The following is a 16,806-nucleotide window of genomic DNA, read 5'->3' as shown; positions in this document are numbered from 1 at the left end:
GGTTGGGAGACCCGAAAACGCCCGATTTATTAGGGTGTTCAGGCCTCGCTGCGCTGCTGCGGAATGCCCGCGAGCAGAGCACGGACCTCTGCCTCGCGGTACCGGCGATGCCCACCCAGCGTTCGGATGGACGTGAGCTTGCCCGCCTTCGCCCAGCGAGTGACCGTCTTCGGGTCCACGCGGAACATCGTGGCAACCTCAGCCGGGGTCAGCAGCGGCTCGGCATCAGGGGTGCGAGCGGTCATGAGCGGCCTCCTCGGGAGAACCGAACCATCTCGGTTCTTTCCTCTAAATTCTGCACCTTGACCCGCGTTGCCCGAAATGGCGGACACGGGCCGAGTCGGTTATAGGACGAACGGCTTGTCTTCGGCACTACAACTACACCATCCGTCCAGCCACGTCGGCCAAACCGATGGAATTGCCCTCTCAGGTGCTCATCAGCGGCCGAAGCCCGATGGACCATGTCATAGCGGACAGTCATGCGTCAGTGACGATCAGTCACATGGTCATCAGGAGTCATGAGACCCCCCATAGCGTGCAATGCCGAGGAATCCGCCCTCACTTGGACGGACGGAGCCCTCCCCGGACTCCTTGTCCTATTTTGACACGAGGGTGGGGGATGGGCGCAAGGCCCCGGTTAGTGCGGTCCGTCACGCTTGACTTAAAGGCCCGGATCAGGACCTAGGTCCCCGACCGGGCGGTCCCCCGGAAGAGCGACCCCGTCAGTTCGCGGTCTGCCGCGCCCGGACGGCCCGCCAGCGGTCCGCCAGACGCTCGTAGGCGGCGTCCGCCGTCTCCTCGTCGCCCGCACGCAGCGCGGCCACCGCAGCCGCCACATCGGCGGCCGACCGGTCCTCCTCCAGCTGCTCGTCGGAGAGCGCGTGCACCAGGCCGCCGTAGTCGAGCTCGACCAGCGACCTGGGATGGAAATCCTCCAGCCACTTCCCGACGTCGACAAGACCCTCGGTGAGCGGCCCCTCCTCGAAGTGCTCCCGCAGCGTCTTGAGCGACCGGGCCAGCCGGCGCCTCGCCTGCACCATCGGCGTCCGGTAGCGCATGACCGGCGGCGCCCCGGGGACCGCCCCTTCGGCGGGACCGGCCTTCTCGTACTCGCGCTCCTCGTCGTCGAAGAGCGTGAACCAGCGCACCGGGACATGCCAGACCGTCGTACGGATCCACGGCCGCGCGTCCGGGTTCCGCTCCAGCCAGCGCCCATAGTCGGCGACGGCCTGCAGACGCACCACCGGCGGGAGCACCACGTCGAGCACCGGCTCCGGGTACTGCCCCGCCATCGCCTCCAGGGCCTGCCAGCCGCGCAGCCTGGTCCGCCAGGGGCAGACGCAGACCACACCGTCCAGTTCGGCGACGAACGCGTCGGCGCTCTCGTGCACCGGAACGGCGACGGGAGGCGTCGGCAGCAGATCGGCCAGCGAGCGCCGGAGTTCGTCCTGCGCCGTCGGCAGATCGCTGCGCCGCGCATAGCGGGCCCAGTGGTCGCGCTCGGCCTCCGGGAAAGCCGCCAAGGGCTCGTACACCCGCAGGTAGGACGTATAGGGCACGATCACTGAGGACACCACCGCCATAAGGTGATCGTCCCATGTCATTGCGCCACGAGGGGGTGATCCTCGGCACTGCGCCTGATCCACGCGGACGCAGGGCCTAATCTGCTGCCATCCGGCCCTCTCCACCCGTAAGAGGGCCGCCGCCTCGTACTTGGGAGTCACCACCGTGACCGATATGACCGGCGTACTCGTCCCCGACGCCCCGGACGCTCCTGGCGCCCGTGCGGACGTGCTGCACACCCTGTTCCACTCGGACCAGGGCGGGCACGAGCAGGTCGTCCTCTGCCAGGACCGCGCCACCGGCCTCAAGGCCGTGATCGCCATCCACTCCACCGCCCTGGGCCCGGCCCTCGGCGGTACGCGCTTCTACCCGTACGCGAACGAGGAGGCAGCCGTCGCCGACGCGCTGAACCTCGCGCGCGGAATGTCGTACAAGAACGCCATGGCCGGCCTGGACCACGGCGGCGGCAAGGCCGTGATCATCGGCGACCCCGAGCTGATCAAGACGGAGGAACTCCTCCTGGCCTACGGCCGGTTCGTCTCCTCGCTCGGCGGGCGGTACGTGACGGCCTGCGACGTCGGCACCTATGTCGCGGACATGGACGTGGTGGCGCGCGAGTGCGCCTGGACCACCGGCCGCTCCCCCGAGAACGGCGGCGCCGGCGACTCGTCCGTACTGACCGCCTTCGGCGTCTACCAGGGGATGCGGGCCAGCGCCCAGCACCTGTGGGGCGACCCCGCGCTGCGCGGCCGCAAGGTCGGCGTCGCGGGCGTCGGCAAGGTCGGCCACCACCTGGTCGGGCATCTGCTGGCAGAGGGCGCGGAGGTGGTGGTCACGGACGTACGGGAGGACTCCGTGCGCCGCGTCACCGAAAGCCACCCGGGCCGGGTCACCACGGTCGGCGACACCGAGGCACTGATCCGCACCGAAGGGCTCGACATCTACGCCCCGTGCGCGCTGGGCGGCGCGCTCAACGACGCGTCGGTGCGCGCGCTCACCGCGAAGGTGGTGTGCGGCGCGGCCAACAACCAGCTCGCGCACCCCGGCGTCGAGAAGGACCTCGCGGACCGGGGCATCCTCTACGCCCCCGACTACGTGGTGAACGCCGGCGGGGTGATCCAGGTCGCCGACGAGCTGCACGGCTTCGACTTCGGCCGGTGCGAGAAGAAGGCGGCGAAGATCTTCGACACCACGCTGGCTATATTCGCACGTGCAAATGAAGACGGCATTCCGCCGGCCGCGGCGGCCGACCGGATCGCCGAGCAGCGCATGTCGGCGGCCCGTTCCGGCAGTAACTGACCGCGCGCACCCAGTGACCCGCCGTCGGGGAGACGTGACTCACCCCCGTCGGCGGGTCGGCCGCCCAGAAGAGGTTAAAATCGCAGCTGACCAGCGAGGACAGGGCTCCTCGCCGGTTCTGTGAAGCGGCGCTGGCTGCGGGCGGCGTACCGTAGGGCCGCGGAAGCAGGTACCGTTGAAGCCCTACGGACCGGACTCTTCACGGAGAGTCCGTTCCGAATCATGAACGGGTGTCAAGACTCTGGGGCCGTCGAGCCCCGTCACCGAGGGGGTCGAGCCATGGGGCGCGGCCGGGCAAAGGCCAAGCAGACGAAGGTCGCCCGCCAGCTGAAGTACAGCAGCGGCGGAACGGACCTGTCACGTCTGGCCAATGAGCTGGGCGCATCTCCTACGAGTCAGCCACCGAACGCGGAGCCGTTCGAGGACGACGAAGAGGAAGATGACCCGTACGCACAGTACGCGGATCGTTATAACGAGGATCAGGACGAGGACGACGAGTCCGGTCCTTCGTCTCAGCGCCGCGGCGCTTGACGTACAACACCTCACAGCATTTCCCGGCGCGGCCTGCGGCTGCGCTGACACACTGACCCGGTCCAGGGCCTGCGCCACGGACCGGGTTCAGTGCTGTCCACACTGTCCGCCGGGCTGCCGGTGCGGTACGGCGGGTCCGCCGCGTCCGCACCGACCCGGCGTGTGACCTGGCGCGCACCCCGGCGACCTGTCCCGGCCCGTGCCTGTCCTGACCCGTACCCGGCCGCCTACTTGGCGTAGTCCCCGGTCAGCTCGGCGCCCGTGGCGTGATCGCCGCGGCCGGTGATCTCTCCCGCGACCCAGGCGTCCAGGCCCCGGTCCTCGAAGGTCGCCAGTGCCGTATCCACCGACTCCGCGGGGACGACGGCCATCATGCCGACCCCCATGTTCAGAGTCTTCTCCAGCTCCAGGCGCTCGACCTGTCCGGCCCTGCCGACGACGTCGAAGACCGCGCCCGGGGTCCAGGTCGAACGGTCGACCGTGGCGTGCAGGTGGTCCGGGATCACCCGGGCCAGGTTGTTGGCGAGGCCGCCGCCGGTGATGTGGCTGAAGCCGTGCACCTCGGTCGTACGGGTCAGCGCCAGACAGTCCAGCGAGTAGATCCTGGTCGGCTCCAGCAGCTCCTCGCCGAGCGTCCTGCCGAACTCCGCGATCTCCCGGTCCAGCGCCCAGCCGGCCCGGTCGAAGACGACATGCCGCACCAGCGAGTACCCGTTCGAGTGAAGTCCGGACGAGGCCATCGCGATGACGGCGTCACCCTCGCGGATCCGCTCGGGACCCAGCAGCCGGTCCGCCTCGACCACGCCCGTACCGGCGCCCGCGACGTCGAAGTCGTCCTCGCCGAGCAGCCCGGGGTGTTCGGCGGTCTCGCCGCCGACCAGCGCGCAGCCGGCCAGCACACAGCCTTCGGCGATGCCCTTCACGATCGCGGCGACACGCTCGGGGAAGACCTTGCCGACGCAGATGTAGTCGGTCATGAAGAGCGGCTCGGCACCGCAGACGACCAGGTCGTCGACGACCATGCCCACGAGGTCGTGGCCGATGGTGTCGTACACGCCCATCTTGCGGGCGAGGTCGACCTTCGTACCGACGCCGTCGGTGGCCGAGGCGAGGAGCGGCCGCTCGTACCGCTTCAGGGCCGAGGCGTCGAAGAGGCCGGCGAAGCCGCCGAGGCCGCCGAGGCCCGCGACCTCCGGGCGCTGCGTCTTCTTCACCCACTCCTTCATCAGCTCGACGGCGCGGTCACCGGCTTCGATGTCGACGCCGGCAGCCGCGTAGCTGGCACCGGTGGCCTGGTGCGGAGCGCGCTCGGAAGATTCAGCAGACATGGTTCTGGGACTTTCGTGTCGTCCTGCGGGGCTTACGGGCGACGGAGCGCTTCGGCGGCGGCGGTGCTCGCCGGTCCGGCCGCGAGTTCGGTCTCCAGCAGCTGTTTGCCGAGCAGCTCGGGATCGGGCAGTTCCATCGGGTACACGCCGTCGAAGCAGGCGCGGCACAGGTTCGGCTTGTCGATGGTCGTCGCCTCGATCATGCCGTCGATGGAGATGTACGACAGGGAGTCGGCGCCCATCGAGGTCGCGATCTCGTCCACGGACATGCCATTGGCGATGAGCTCGGCCCGGGTGGCGAAGTCGATGCCGAAGAAGCACGGCCACTTCACGGGCGGGGAGGAGATCCGGATGTGGATCTCGGCGGCACCCGCCTCACGGAGCATCTTGACCAGGGCGCGCTGGGTGTTTCCGCGGACGATCGAGTCGTCGACGACCACCAGGCGCTTCCCGCGGATGACTTCCTTGAGCGGGTTGAGCTTGAGGCGGATACCGAGCTGGCGGATCGTCTGGGACGGCTGGATGAAGGTCCGGCCGACATAGGCGTTCTTGACCAGGCCCGAGCCGTACGGAATCCCGCTGGCCTCGGCGTAACCGATCGCGGCGGGTGTGCCCGACTCGGGCGTCGCTATCACCAGGTCGGCGTCCGCCGGAGCTTCGGCGGCCAGCTTCCGGCCCATCTCGACCCGCGAGAGGTAGACGTTCCGGCCGGCGATGTCCGTGTCGGGGCGCGCCAGATAGACGTACTCGAAGACACAGCCCTTGGGCTTCGCTTCTGCGAATCGAACGGTACGCAGACCGTTCTCATCGATGGTGATCAGCTCGCCGGGCTCGACCTCGCGGACGAAGGCGGCACCGCAGATGTCGAGGGCGGCGGACTCGGAAGCCACCACCCAGCCACGCTCCAGACGGCCGAGGACCAGCGGGCGGATGCCCTGCGGGTCACGGGCCGCGTAGAGGGTGTGCTCGTCCATGAAGACGAGCGAGAAGGCGCCCTTGACCGCGGGCAGCACCTTGGGGGCGGCTTCCTCGATCGTCAGAGGCTTGCCGTCGTCATCCGTCTGGCCCGCGAGGAGCGCGGTGACCAGATCGGTGTCGTTGGTCGCGGCCAGCTGGGTGGAGCGGCCGTGCTCCTTGGGCAGCTCGGCGACCAGCGCGGACAGCTCGGCCGTGTTGACCAGGTTGCCGTTGTGACCGAGTGCGATCGATCCGTGCGCGGTGGCACGGAAGGTGGGCTGCGCGTTCTCCCACACCGATGCTCCGGTGGTGGAGTAGCGGGCATGGCCCACCGCGATATGGCCCTGGAGAGAGCTGAGAGAGGTTTCGTCGAAGACTTGTGAGACCAGACCCATGTCCTTGAAGACCAGGATCTGGGACCCATTGCTCACTGCGATGCCCGCGGACTCCTGTCCACGGTGCTGCAGGGCATACAGTCCGAAATAGGTGAGCTTGGCGACCTCTTCGCCCGGAGCCCAGACACCGAAGACGCCACAAGCGTCCTGGGGGCCTTTCTCTCCGGGGAGCAGGTCGTGGTTGAGTCGTCCATCACCACGAGGCACGCCACCGAGTGTAGGCGAGATCGACCACTGGTCCGAATTGGGGATCCGCCCGGATGCCCCTTCTGACCGATACGCGACGCTATGCGGTGGCGCGGATTCCGGTCCCGTCGTGGGCCGTGAGCGTGAGCGCGCGGTGCTGGATTCCGTAGCGCACAGGCCCGTGCAGCACCTTGAGCAGCCGCCTCTCCAGGGACATGGCCGGCGCCCCGCACATCATGCGGGTGGTGGTGAGAGGCCCGAAGGTGACGGTGCTCCCCGTGACCTTTGCCATACCGCTGACCCTGTTGCAGCCCAGGTTTCCGTGGACGGAACCGTCCTTGGCGAAGGTCAGCCGGGCCTTCCCTGCCGTGCCCCGCGGGAGGGTGGACATGCTCGCGCCTTCGGTCAGCGCGTCCACCTTCCACGCTGTCCCGACGAGCGGAGGGGTCCGCTCCGCGGGCTTCCGCGTGAGAGTCACGGAGTCGCCCTTCTCTGTACGCAGAGTGAGCTTCCCGCCGCTGAGATGGACGGTGAGCTTGCCGGTGAGGGTCTTGCGGAGGCCGGTCTCGTAGCTCTGCAGGTTCTTCGGACAGCCGATGAGGGTGCTGGTGGCGTGGCCGACGGTGAGGGTGTCGTCCTTGACAGTGACCGGCGCACTGAAGTGGTTGCAGCCGGACGAGCCGTTCACCCGCCCCTTCTCGAATGCGATGTCGGCACCGGCCGGGGCCTTCCGCACGGTGCCGCCCGCCGAGACGCTGTCGACGGTCCAGCCGGTCCCGGTGAGGGGGACGTCCGGGTCGGCCGGGTGACTCGAACCCGCTGATCCTTTTTCCGTGCCGCAGGCGGCCAGTGTGAAGAGGGCCAGGGCGGCTACGGCGGTACGTTGCGTGAGCATGGCGATGGGACGGGGCGGGTGGGGTGTCCGGTTCCCCTTCCCCGCAGCTCCCCCTCAGCTCCCCCGCAGCTCCCCCGCAGCCCGCGTCGCCTCACTCAGCCCGCCCGCGTCGCCTCACTCAGCCCGCGTCGCCTCATTCAGCCCGCCTGTGTCACCTCATGTGCCGGCTCATGTGTCACCTCATGACGGGCAGCAGAGCCGAGAGGTCGGCACGCTCACCGCTCGCCGCGACCTTCGCGCTGTCGACCGCCGTCTGCCACTCCGTACGCCCGGTGGCCAGCCGGATCCAGCTGAGCGGGTCGGTCTCGACGACGTTGGGCGGGGTGCCGCGGGTGTGGCGGGGGCCCTCGATGCACTGGACGACGGCGTACGGCGGGACCCGCACCTCCGTCGACGCCCCCGGGGCCTTGACCGCGAGGGCGTCCGCGAGGAGCCGGGTACAGGCGGCCAGGGCCTGGCGGTCGTACGGGATCTCCAGCCCGGCGGCGGCATTCAGGTCGTCGGTGTGGACGACCAGTTCCACACAGCGCGAGACCAGGTAATCGCAGAGGCGCATGGCGCCGACGCGGGTGGCGAGCAGCCGCTCGCCGTCGGCGCCGGGCAGCCGCTCGGCGATCCGGGCGGCGGTACGGCTGAACAGCTCTTCCGGAGTGGAGGCCGCGGCGAGCGCCCTGACGTCGTCCGAGATCTGGCCGGCGACCTGGGCGGTGGCGAACGGCCATTCCAGCAGGGTCAGTTCCTGGGCGGCCGGAGCCTCCTGGTCGAGGCATCTGCTCACGCTCTCCACGGCCATGGTGAGATGTGCGGCCAGTTCGCGCACGGTCCAGTCACCGAGCCGGGTGGGCAGCGCGAGCCGGTCGGGCGCGAGGGCGGTCACCGCGCTCCTCACATGCTCGAACTGGGCCAGCACGGCGGTGCGGGTCCTGACGAAGTCGTAGCGGCGGGTGCGCTTCTGGGACGGCGGCATGAAATGAGCCTAGGGGCTGGGTCCGACATCAGCCCGTCCTCGCTCGGTCATCTGTGCGTCATACACCGCATCTTGACCCGTCCACATCAAGCCACATAAGTTCTGCGGTCCGGCCCGTCAACCAAGACGGGCCGCTCGGCGGGACTTTGGGGGGACCGAAGTGAACTGGTATCTCGATGTGCTCAAGAACTACGTGGGCTTCAGCGGGCGCGCACGGCGCCAGGAGTACTGGATGTTCACGCTGTTCAGCATCATCATCAGCGTCGTGCTGGCGATCATTTCCATGGCTGTGCTCGACAGCAACTGGCTCAGCGGCCTCTACACCCTCGCCGTCCTGCTGCCGACGCTCGCCGTGACCGTGCGCCGCCTGCACGACACCGGCAGGTCGGGCGGCTGGATCTTCATCGCGCTCGTCCCGCTGGTGGGCTGGATCATCCTGCTCGTCTTCCTCGTCCTGGAGGGTGAGCGGCAGAGCAACTCCCACGGGCCCGACCCGAAGGCCGTCGCCGGCTACTGATCCGGCCCGGGCGGGCGGTGACGCAGGGAACCAGCCGGAAACGGCCTCGGCCCCCAGGACCACAACGGGTCCTGGGGGCCGACCTGTCACACAAGCCCACAGTCACGCGGGCCGCGCATCACGCAGGCCACGCATCACACCACGGGGGCTCAGGCGAACAGCGCCGGAACCGTGGCCTCGTGCGCGCTCCTCAGCTCGCTCAGCGCGATGCTGAACTCGCCCTGGACCTCGATCTCCTCGCCGTCCACCACACCGATACGGGTGACCGGCAGACCCCGCGCCCCGCACATGTCGTTGAAGCGGAGCTCCTCGCTGCGCGGGATCGAGACGACCGCGCGCCCCGCCGACTCCGAGAACAGGAAGGTGAACGCGGACAGGCCGTCGGGGACGATCAGCCGCGCACCCTTCCCGCCGCGCAGGCAGGACTCGGTGACCGCCTGGATCAGACCGCCGTCGGACAGGTCGTGGGCGGCGTCGATCATCCCGTCGCGCGACGCCGAGATCAGGATCTCCGCGAGCAGCTTCTCGCGCCCCAGGTCCACCCGGGGCGGCACCCCGCCGAGGTGGTCGTGGACCACCTGCGACCAGGCCGAACCGCCGAGCTCCTCACGGGTGTCCCCGAGGAGGTAGAGCAGCTGGCCCTCCTCCGCGAACGCCATCGGCGTACGGCGGTTGACGTCGTCGATCACACCGAGCACCGCGACGACCGGCGTCGGGTGGATGGCCGCGTCGCCCGTCTGGTTGTAGAGCGACACATTGCCGCCGGTGACCGGTGTTCCCAGCTCCAGGCAGCCGTCCGCGAGACCGCGGGTGGCCTCGGCGAACTGCCACATGACGGCCGGGTCCTCGGGCGAACCGAAGTTCAGGCAGTCGGAGATGGCGAGCGGCTTCGCACCGGTGGTGGCGACATTGCGGTACGCCTCGGCCAGCGCAAGCTGCGCACCCGCGTACGGGTCGAGCTTCGCGAACCGGCCGTTGCCGTCGGTCGCCATGGTCACGCCCAGATTCGACTCCTCGTCGATCCGGACCATGCCCGCGTCCTCGGGCATCGCGAGCACCGTGTTGCCCTGCACGAAACGGTCGTACTGGTCGGTGATCCACGCCTTCGACGCCTGGTTCGGCGACGCGACGAGCTTCAGGACCTGCTCCCTGAGCTCGGCCGGAGTGGCCGGCCGGGGAAGCTTGTTGGCGTCGTCCGCCTGGAGGGCGTCCTGCCAGTCGGGCCTGGCATAGGGCCGGTTGTACGTCGGTCCCTCATGGGCGACCGAACGCGGCGGCACATCCACGATCTGCTCGCCGTGCCAGAAGATCTCCAGCTGCGAACCCTCGGTCACCTCACCGATGTCGGTGGCGATGACATCCCACTTCTCGCAGATCTCCATGAACCGCTCGACGTGCTGCGGCTCGACGATCGCGCACATGCGCTCCTGCGACTCGCTCATGAGGATCTCCTCGGGCGAGAGCGAGGAGTCGCGCAGCGGAACGGTGTCCAGCTCGACGCGCATCCCGCCCGAACCGGCGCTCGCCAGCTCGGACGTCGCGCAGGAGAGCCCGGCGCCGCCGAGGTCCTGGATGCCCGCGACCAGCTTCTCCTTGAAGATCTCCAGGGTGCACTCGATGAGGAGCTTCTCCTGGAAGGGGTCGCCGACCTGGACCGCCGGACGCTTGGCGGGGCCGGTCGACTCGAAGGTCTCGGACGCCAGGACCGAGACGCCGCCGATGCCGTCGCCGCCGGTGCGGGCGCCGTACAGGATGACCTTGTTGCCGGTGCCGGAAGCCTTCGCGAGGTGGATGTCCTCGTGCTTCATCACACCGATGCAGCCCGCGTTGACCAGCGGGTTGCCCTGGTAGCAGGCGTCGAAGACGACCTCGCCGCCGATGTTCGGCAGCCCCAGGCAGTTGCCGTAGCCGCCGATGCCCGCGACCACACCCGGCAGCACCCGACGGGTGTCGGGGTGGTCGGCAGCGCCGAACCGCAGCGGGTCGACGACGGCGACGGGACGGGCCCCCATGGCGAGGATGTCGCGGACGATGCCGCCGACGCCGGTCGCCGCGCCCTGGTAGGGCTCGATGTACGAGGGGTGGTTGTGCGACTCGACCTTGAAGGTGACCGCGTAACCCTGGCCGACGTCCACGACACCGGCGTTCTCCCCGATGCCGACGAGCATCGCGTCGTTGGCCGGGACCTTCTCGCCGAACTGCTTGAGGTGCACCTTGCTGCTCTTGTACGAGCAGTGCTCGGACCACATCACGGAGTACATGGCGAGTTCGGCGCCGGTCGGACGGCGGCCGAGGATTTCGCGGATCCGCGCGTACTCGTCCTCCTTGAGGCCGAGTTCCTTCCAGGGCTGCTCGGCTTCGGGGGTCTCGGCGGCGTGCTTGACGGTGTCGAGGCGGCCCTTGGCGGCGCTCTCGTTTCGTTCAGTCGTCATGCGTTGACCAGCTTCTTCAGAATCGAGGAGAAGAATCCGATGCCGTCGGTACGCCCCGTACCGATCAGCGGCTCCACGGCGTGCTCGGGGTGCGGCATCAGACCGACCACGTTGCCTGCGGCGTTGGTGACGCCGGCGATGTCGCGGAGCGAACCGTTCGGGTTGCCGTCGAGATACCGGAAGGCGACCCGTCCCTCAGCCTCCAGCTCGTCGAGCACCCGCTCGTCGGCCACGTAGCGGCCGTCGATGTTCTTGAGGGGTACGGAGATCTCCTGACCGGCGGTGTAGTCGGCGGTCCAGGCGGTCTCCGCGTTCTCGACGCGCAGCTTCTGGTCGCGGCAGATGAAGTGGAGATGGTTGTTCCGGAGCATCGCACCCGGCAGCAAATGCGACTCGGTGAGGATCTGGAAACCGTTGCAGATACCCAGGACCGGGAGACCGGCCTTCGCCTGCTCGATGATCGTCTCCATCACCGGCGAGAAGCGCGAGATGGCACCGGCCCGCAAATAGTCGCCGTACGAGAAACCACCCGCGAGGACGACCGCGTCGACCTGCTGGATGCCCTTGTCGCGATGCCAGAGCGAAACGGGTTCGGCGCCCGCGATCCGCACGGCGCGCAGGGCATCCCGGTCGTCGAGCGTGCCCGGGAAAGTGACGACTCCGATACGAGCTGTCACTTCTCTGCCTCCACCTTCACGGTGAAGTTCTCGATGACGGTGTTGGCGAGGAACGTTTCGGCGAGCTCGTTGATACGGGCGAGGGCGGCGTCATCAACCGGCCCATCGACCTCCAGCTCGAAACGCTTTCCCTGACGAACGTCGGCGATTCCATCGAAACCGAGACGGGGCAGTGCACGCTGCACCGCCTGTCCCTGCGGGTCGAGGATCTCCGGCTTGAGCATGACGTCGACTACGACGCGTGCCACTGGCACTCCCGGTGTGTGGTGCGAAGGCGGTCCCATCACACTACCTGCCCACAGAATCTACGCGGGTAGATATCGGGCCGGGCCGATCACGTTCAGATATCGGCCGGGACAAGGGACCGACAACCGACCGACAACGGACCGACAACACCGGTGGAAAATCCTCGAAAAAATCCGCCTACCGGATTGCACTCGGACACGCGCATGTAATTGGGTGGGCTTCACAATGCGACGCCTTCCGCTGTACAAAGGAATTGGCGTAACTAAAAATCAGCCGTAAGGCCGACATCGCTGCACGCCAGCACGGCGGCACGCCTACGTGGCACCGGGCAGGCGCGGTGATGTCGAAGGAAAGGACCGAAGTCCGTGGCTCAGCGAGTAGTGGTCACGCTCTCCGACGACATCGACGGCGGAGAAGCGGCGGAAACGGTCACCTTCGGTCTCGACGGGAAGTCGTACGAGATCGACCTGAATACCGCCAATGCAAAGAAACTGCGCAAGTCGCTGGCCCCGTTCCTGGAGGCGGCTCGAAAGCAGTCGAAGTCGGGCAAGGCCTACCGGCACACCTCGGTGGCACCCGACCCGGCGGCGGTCCGCGCCTGGGCCCGGTCCAACAAGATGGAAGTACCGGCCAGAGGCCGCATCCCGAAGAAGGTCTACGAGGCGTTCAACGCGGCCGGCTGACCCGCTCCGGACCGGCCGGCGGGCGTGATCGTCCCGGGGGCCGGCTCATGGCCGGCGCGTGGCCGGCTCCCGGCTGACTCGTGGTCGGCCGACGGTCGACTCCCCCTCGGAGTGCCCGACTTGCATTCCACCCCTGCTGGTCAGCTAGAGTCTGGAGCACGCCGAAGGGCGAGGCCGAAAGGCCCCGTTCGAAGCAGCGTGCGGGTGTAGTTCAGTAGTAGAACATCCCCCTTCCAGGGGGAAGGCGCAGTGTGCAATTCCTGTCACCCGCTCTGCATCGCTCTCCGGAACGGTCCACTCGGACCGTCGGGTAGAGTGGTGTTCGCACCGCCCGGTGAAAGCCGGTCGGGTGCAATCTGCGGACGTAGCTCAGTTGGTAGAGCGCAACCTTGCCAAGGTTGAGGTCGCCAGTTCGAACCTGGTCGTCCGCTCAGCAGCAGGAAAGAGAAGCCCCCGGTCGGATTCCGACCGGGGGCTTCTCCGTGGTTCCGGCTTCTTCCTGACTGGTTCCTTGGCGGGTGTTTCCCTTCGCGGGTGGTCGCTCGGCGGGTGATCGCTCGGCTTTCGGCTCGGGCTTCTTCGTGTGTCGGCTCGGGCTTCTTCGTGGCTCCGCTCTGATGACATATGTCATCGGGCGGAGGCCCGGGGCGGGGGCAGCCTGGATGCATGACAGATGTGATTGAGGTCGCAGACCTGCGGCGCAGCTATGCCGGTGGGTACGAGGCGGTGGCCGGCGTCTCCTTCTCCGTGGCCGCCGGGGAGCTGTTCGCGCTGCTGGGGACGAACGGCGCGGGGAAGACGTCCACGGTGGAGCTTCTGGAGGGGCTGGCTCCGCCGAGCGGGGGCCGGGTGCGTGTGCTGGGGCACGATCCGTACCGCGAGCGCGCCGCCATCCGGCCAAGAACCGGCGTCATGCTCCAGGAGGGCGGTTTCTCCCCCGAGCTGACCGTGGCCGAGACGGTCCGGATGTGGGCGGGCTGCACGAGCAGGGCGCGGCCCGTCGGCGAGGCCATGGAGATGGTGGGACTCGGCGGGCGGGCGGCCATACGGGTGAAGCAGCTGTCCGGCGGCGAGAAGCGGCGGCTTGACCTGGCGATGGCGCTTCTGGGGCGCCCCGAGGTGCTCTTCCTGGACGAGCCGACGACGGGCCTCGACGCCGAAGGGCGCAGGGAGACCTGGGAGTTGGTGCGGGAGCTGCGCGACAGCGGTACGACGGTCCTGCTGACCACGCACTACCTGGAGGAGGCCGAAGTGCTGGCCGACCGCCTGGCGATCCTGCACGAGGGCCGGATAGCAGCCGAAGGCCGGGTGGACGAGGTGGTGGCCGCACAGCCCTCGCACATCTCTTTCTCGCTGCCCGCGGGGATGGCGGTGGGCGATCTGCCGCCGCTGGGGACGTACGTCCGTACGGGCGGCGAAATCCGGCTGCGCACCGACGAGCTGCAGCGGTCCGCCACCGAACTCCTGCTGTGGGCCAGGGACAAGGAGGTCGAGCTGCGGGGGCTCGATGTCCGGTCGGCCTCGCTGGAAGAGGCATTTCTCGGTATCGCACAGAAGCAGGAGGTCACACGGTGAGCACGACGGGGGAACGCACGACGGCCCAGCAGGCCGCAGGGGGACACACGGCAGAGACCCGAACCGGGGCTGGGGCCGTCGAGGCCAGGGCCAGGATCAGGGCCGTCGGGGCAGGGACCTTCGGGGCTGTGGGGGCCAGAACCGGGGACGGCGGGCGGGTACGGACGCTCAGCACGGGCCGGATGCTCGCGCTCGCCCGCGCCGAGCTGACACTGCTGGGACGCAGCAAGGCCTCGCTCGTCACCATGCTGGTGGTGCCCATCGCGATGACCTTCATGATCTCGTCGACGACCGACCAGAAGGCCCTGGACAAGGCCGGACTGTCGGCCGGCGCTGTGCTGCTGCCCGGGGCCATCGCGTTCGGCCTGCTCTTCGCCCTGTACAACGGCGTGGTCGGGGTCATGGTGGTCCGCCGTGAGCAGCTGGTGCTCAAGCGGCTGCGTACGGGAGAGGCCCGGGACACAGAGATACTCGCCGGGGCCTCCCTGCCCTCGGTGGTCATCGCGCTCGGGCAGTGCACGGTCCTGGCAACGGGCTGCGCGGTGATCTTCGACATGGGCCTGCCTCCCGCGCCGCAACTGCTGCTCGTGGGCATTGTCTTGGGGGTGGTGATGCTGACCGCGCTGGGAGCGGCGACGGCAGGCATCACCAAGTCCGCCGAGGCGGCCCAGCTGACGGTCATCCCGCTGATGCTGGTGTCGATGGCAGGCTCGGGCGTGTTCGTCCCGCTGGAGATATTCCCCGCCCGGCTGGCGTCGCTGTGCGAGCTGCTGCCCCTGACCCCGGTGGTGGAGCTGGTACGGGGCGCCTGGACCGGGTCGATGTCCGCGCACGACGCCTTCGGGCATGTCCTGACGGCGGTGGCCTGGACGCTGCTCTCGGTGTTTGCTGTACGCCGATGGTTCCGCTGGGAGCCACGCCGCTGACCCTGGCCGGAGGTGGCCGGGGGCGGAGGCCCAGGCGGGGCGGGGGCCGGTAGGGGAGGGCCGGTCAGGTCAGGGCAGGGCCGGTCAGGGCAGGGCCGGTCCGGCAGGGAACGACCCGTCCGGGGATGGCAAGCCCGCGACGGCCGGGGAGGCCGGGGACAGCCAGGAACATGGGGGTGCGTGATGCAGTGGCTACGGAGATGGCGGAAGCGCGGCGGGTTCGCACAGGCCGACCTCTACTCGCGCGCGACGATATATGCCTTGCTGTGGCTGGCCGTCGCCCTGCAGGTGATGTTCAGCGTGACGCGCCCGGTCCGTCACTCCGGGGTGCCCGTCGCGCTGATCGCCGCGTCCTGCCTGCTCGCGGTCGCACAGGGGGTGTACTGCACCTCGCTGGCCTCCGGCGCTCTGGCCGAGTATCTGGGCCAGAGCACGCTCTCCCGGCGGCTGTTGGCCTTCGGGGCCGGTCTGATGGTGATGAATCTGGTGGCTGTTCTGGTGCTCGCCTCGGATGTCGGGCTGCGGGACTTCCCCGGGGTGGCGGTGGTGCTGTGCGCCGCTGTGATGCCGTTCACGATGGCGCACAGCCTGATTGTTCGGAAGCGAGTGTCGGCCCTGGTGCAGCTGGGCGCCCTGGCCGCGGTGTGCGGGGCGGTCCTGCTGCTCGGAGGCAGCCGGCAGCTCGTCGGTGCCTGCATGGCCTGCATGGTGTGCGGACCCGCGTGGTACGCCATCACCACCCGCTGCTCGGCCTGGCATCTGGGCGTGATGTGGAAACTGCACGAGGCCAAGGACGTGGAGGCGCGGCTGGCGGTCGCGGAGGAGCGCCTGCGGTTCGGCCGGGATCTGCACGATGTGATGGGGCGCAATCTCGCGGTGATCGCGCTGAAGAGCGAGCTTGCGGTGCAGCTGGCCCGGCGGGGGCGGCCGGAGGCAGTGGACCAGATGACCGAGGTACAGCGCATGGCCCACGAAGCGCAGCGGGAGGTTCGTGAAGTGGTGCGGGGATACCGGGGAGCGGACCTCGCCACGGAACTGGGCGGGGCTCAGGGTGTGCTGGAGGCTGCGGGTATCGAGTGCACCGTCACCGGACCGCCGGACGGGCTTCCGGCGAACGTTCAGTCGGCGCTCGGCTGGGTCGTCCGGGAAGCCGCCACCAACGTCCTGCGCCATGGGGACGCCCGGCGCTGCACCATCGCGGTGGCCAGATCGGCGGCCGACGCGACTCTGACCGTCGAGAACGACGGAGCGGCCGCCGGGAGCGGCAGCAGCGCCTCACCGGGCACCGGGCTCGCCGGGCTGCGGGAGCGGCTGACCGCTGTGGACGGCACGCTGACAGCAGGCCCGGCCCCCGGCGGGAGATTCCGCCTCACCGCGGAGGTACCACTGACCGACACCGACACCGACGGGGTGGGGGCACCGCCGGCCGACGGACCGGCAGTACCGCCCGCCGACGGACCAGAGGTCCCACCAGCCGACGGACCGGGGCGACCGGAGACCGGCCCGCAGCCGCCCGCCCGCGCCCGCACCACAGATCGCACGCCCGCCCCCGCACTCGCCTCCACCGCAGAAGCAATCGGAGAAGCAACCGGAGAGGCAACCGCATGACCGACCCGTCACCGGTGCCCG

General features: G+C 69.1%; 16 protein-coding genes and 2 tRNA genes. 9 read left to right on the top strand and 9 right to left on the bottom strand.

Annotated features, from left to right (window positions below; translation table 11 throughout):
* Positions 1-38: 38 nt before the first annotated feature.
* Both bldC and OG210_RS15365 read right to left on the bottom strand, forming a co-directional pair.
* Entirely contained in the window at positions 39-245 is a 207-nt protein-coding gene (gene bldC / locus OG210_RS15370; protein ID WP_003949541.1) for a developmental transcriptional regulator BldC, read from the bottom strand.
* A gap of 477 nt (positions 246-722) precedes the next feature.
* Entirely contained in the window at positions 723-1,583 is an 861-nt protein-coding gene (locus OG210_RS15365) for a hypothetical protein (RefSeq protein ID WP_328328642.1), read from the bottom strand.
* Positions 1,584-1,737: 154 nt separating this feature from the next.
* Between OG210_RS15365 and OG210_RS15360 the strand changes: the two genes are divergently transcribed.
* On the top strand, positions 1,738-2,862 hold the full coding sequence (locus tag OG210_RS15360; RefSeq protein WP_328335508.1) for a Glu/Leu/Phe/Val dehydrogenase dimerization domain-containing protein: 1,125 nt from the start codon (positions 1,738-1,740) through the stop codon (positions 2,860-2,862).
* 279 nt (positions 2,863-3,141) lie between these two features.
* Positions 3,142-3,393, top strand: coding sequence for a DUF3073 domain-containing protein (locus OG210_RS15355; protein WP_164263978.1), 252 nt, complete (start codon positions 3,142-3,144; stop codon positions 3,391-3,393).
* Positions 3,394-3,620: 227 nt separating this feature from the next.
* Here the strand turns inward: OG210_RS15355 and purM are convergent, their stop codons facing one another.
* The 4 genes from purM to OG210_RS15335 form a co-directional block, all read right to left on the bottom strand.
* Positions 3,621-4,721: a phosphoribosylformylglycinamidine cyclo-ligase gene (gene purM / locus OG210_RS15350; RefSeq protein WP_328328644.1), complete on the bottom strand. Its 1,101-nt coding sequence runs from the start codon at positions 4,719-4,721 to the stop codon at positions 3,621-3,623.
* Between the two features lie 32 nt (positions 4,722-4,753).
* Positions 4,754-6,280: an amidophosphoribosyltransferase gene (purF, locus tag OG210_RS15345; protein ID WP_328328646.1), complete on the bottom strand. Its 1,527-nt coding sequence runs from the start codon at positions 6,278-6,280 to the stop codon at positions 4,754-4,756.
* Between the two features lie 79 nt (positions 6,281-6,359).
* On the bottom strand, positions 6,360-7,154 hold the full coding sequence (locus OG210_RS15340) for an META domain-containing protein (RefSeq protein ID WP_328328648.1): 795 nt from the start codon (positions 7,152-7,154) through the stop codon (positions 6,360-6,362).
* 175 nt (positions 7,155-7,329) lie between these two features.
* Positions 7,330-8,121: a sterol carrier family protein gene (locus OG210_RS15335; protein WP_328328650.1), complete on the bottom strand. Its 792-nt coding sequence runs from the start codon at positions 8,119-8,121 to the stop codon at positions 7,330-7,332.
* A 160-nt stretch (positions 8,122-8,281) separates the two neighbouring features.
* Here OG210_RS15335 and OG210_RS15330 point away from each other — a divergent pair, with 160 nt between their 5' ends.
* Entirely contained in the window at positions 8,282-8,638 is a 357-nt protein-coding gene (locus OG210_RS15330) for a DUF805 domain-containing protein (RefSeq protein ID WP_371537035.1), read from the top strand.
* Positions 8,639-8,787: 149 nt separating this feature from the next.
* Here the strand turns inward: OG210_RS15330 and purL are convergent, their stop codons facing one another.
* From purL to purS, 3 genes are read right to left on the bottom strand one after another with little or no spacing between them, the layout of a single operon-like run.
* Positions 8,788-11,070, bottom strand: coding sequence for a phosphoribosylformylglycinamidine synthase subunit PurL (gene purL, locus OG210_RS15325; RefSeq protein ID WP_328328654.1), 2,283 nt, complete (start codon positions 11,068-11,070; stop codon positions 8,788-8,790).
* A complete protein-coding gene (gene purQ / locus OG210_RS15320) occupies positions 11,067-11,747 on the bottom strand; it encodes a phosphoribosylformylglycinamidine synthase subunit PurQ (RefSeq protein WP_328328656.1) in 681 nt (226 codons plus the stop codon). Before purQ ends, purL begins: the two co-directional genes overlap by 4 nt.
* The gene (purS, locus tag OG210_RS15315) at positions 11,744-11,995 is read right to left on the bottom strand and encodes a phosphoribosylformylglycinamidine synthase subunit PurS (RefSeq protein ID WP_266855405.1); all 252 of its coding nucleotides are present in this window, start codon (positions 11,993-11,995) and stop codon (positions 11,744-11,746) included. Before purS ends, purQ begins: the two co-directional genes overlap by 4 nt.
* A 363-nt stretch (positions 11,996-12,358) precedes the next feature.
* Between purS and OG210_RS15310 the strand changes: the two genes are divergently transcribed.
* The 6 genes from OG210_RS15310 (at position 12,359) to OG210_RS15285 (ending at position 16,785) form a co-directional block, all read left to right on the top strand.
* Entirely contained in the window at positions 12,359-12,676 is a 318-nt protein-coding gene (locus tag OG210_RS15310; protein WP_266855404.1) for an Lsr2 family protein, read from the top strand.
* 200 nt (positions 12,677-12,876) lie between these two features.
* Positions 12,877-12,948: transfer RNA gene (locus OG210_RS15305), tRNA-Gly, on the top strand.
* Between the two features lie 86 nt (positions 12,949-13,034).
* Positions 13,035-13,107, top strand: a tRNA-Gly gene (locus OG210_RS15300).
* A gap of 235 nt (positions 13,108-13,342) precedes the next feature.
* Positions 13,343-14,251: an ABC transporter ATP-binding protein gene (locus OG210_RS15295; RefSeq protein ID WP_328328659.1), complete on the top strand. Its 909-nt coding sequence runs from the start codon at positions 13,343-13,345 to the stop codon at positions 14,249-14,251.
* A gap of 182 nt (positions 14,252-14,433) precedes the next feature.
* Positions 14,434-15,177 (top strand): ABC transporter permease, encoded by a 744-nt coding sequence (locus OG210_RS15290; RefSeq protein ID WP_328335509.1) that lies wholly within the window; start codon positions 14,434-14,436, stop codon positions 15,175-15,177.
* A 261-nt stretch (positions 15,178-15,438) separates the two neighbouring features.
* Positions 15,439-16,785: a histidine kinase gene (locus tag OG210_RS15285; RefSeq protein ID WP_371537029.1), complete on the top strand. Its 1,347-nt coding sequence runs from the start codon at positions 15,439-15,441 to the stop codon at positions 16,783-16,785.
* The last annotated feature ends 21 nt before the right edge of the window (positions 16,786-16,806 follow it).

The organism is Streptomyces sp. NBC_00466 (assembly GCF_041433995.1).
GTDB lineage: Bacteria > Actinomycetota > Actinomycetes > Streptomycetales > Streptomycetaceae > Streptomyces.
Note: the sequence above shows the minus strand (reverse complement) of the source record. Positions and strands in the feature narration are given on the sequence as shown.

What these genes read in the sequence shown, in the direction of transcription:
- purM (WP_328328644.1), bottom strand. Translation starts at nt 4,721, where the DNA reads ATGTCTGCTGAATCTTCCGAGCGCGCTCCGCACCAGGCCACCGGTGCC.
- OG210_RS15360 (WP_328335508.1), top strand. Translation starts at nt 1,738, where the DNA reads ATGACCGGCGTACTCGTCCCCGACGCCCCGGACGCTCCTGGCGCCCGT.
- bldC (WP_003949541.1), bottom strand. Translation starts at nt 245, where the DNA reads ATGACCGCTCGCACCCCTGATGCCGAGCCGCTGCTGACCCCGGCTGAG.
- OG210_RS15365 (WP_328328642.1), bottom strand. Translation starts at nt 1,583, where the DNA reads ATGGCGGTGGTGTCCTCAGTGATCGTGCCCTATACGTCCTACCTGCGG.
- OG210_RS15355 (WP_164263978.1), top strand. Translation starts at nt 3,142, where the DNA reads ATGGGGCGCGGCCGGGCAAAGGCCAAGCAGACGAAGGTCGCCCGCCAG.
- OG210_RS15290 (WP_328335509.1), top strand. Translation starts at nt 14,434, where the DNA reads ATGCTCGCGCTCGCCCGCGCCGAGCTGACACTGCTGGGACGCAGCAAG.
- purL (WP_328328654.1), bottom strand. Translation starts at nt 11,070, where the DNA reads ATGACGACTGAACGAAACGAGAGCGCCGCCAAGGGCCGCCTCGACACC.
- OG210_RS15295 (WP_328328659.1), top strand. Translation starts at nt 13,343, where the DNA reads ATGACAGATGTGATTGAGGTCGCAGACCTGCGGCGCAGCTATGCCGGT.
- OG210_RS15335 (WP_328328650.1), bottom strand. Translation starts at nt 8,121, where the DNA reads ATGCCGCCGTCCCAGAAGCGCACCCGCCGCTACGACTTCGTCAGGACC.
- OG210_RS15340 (WP_328328648.1), bottom strand. Translation starts at nt 7,154, where the DNA reads ATGCTCACGCAACGTACCGCCGTAGCCGCCCTGGCCCTCTTCACACTG.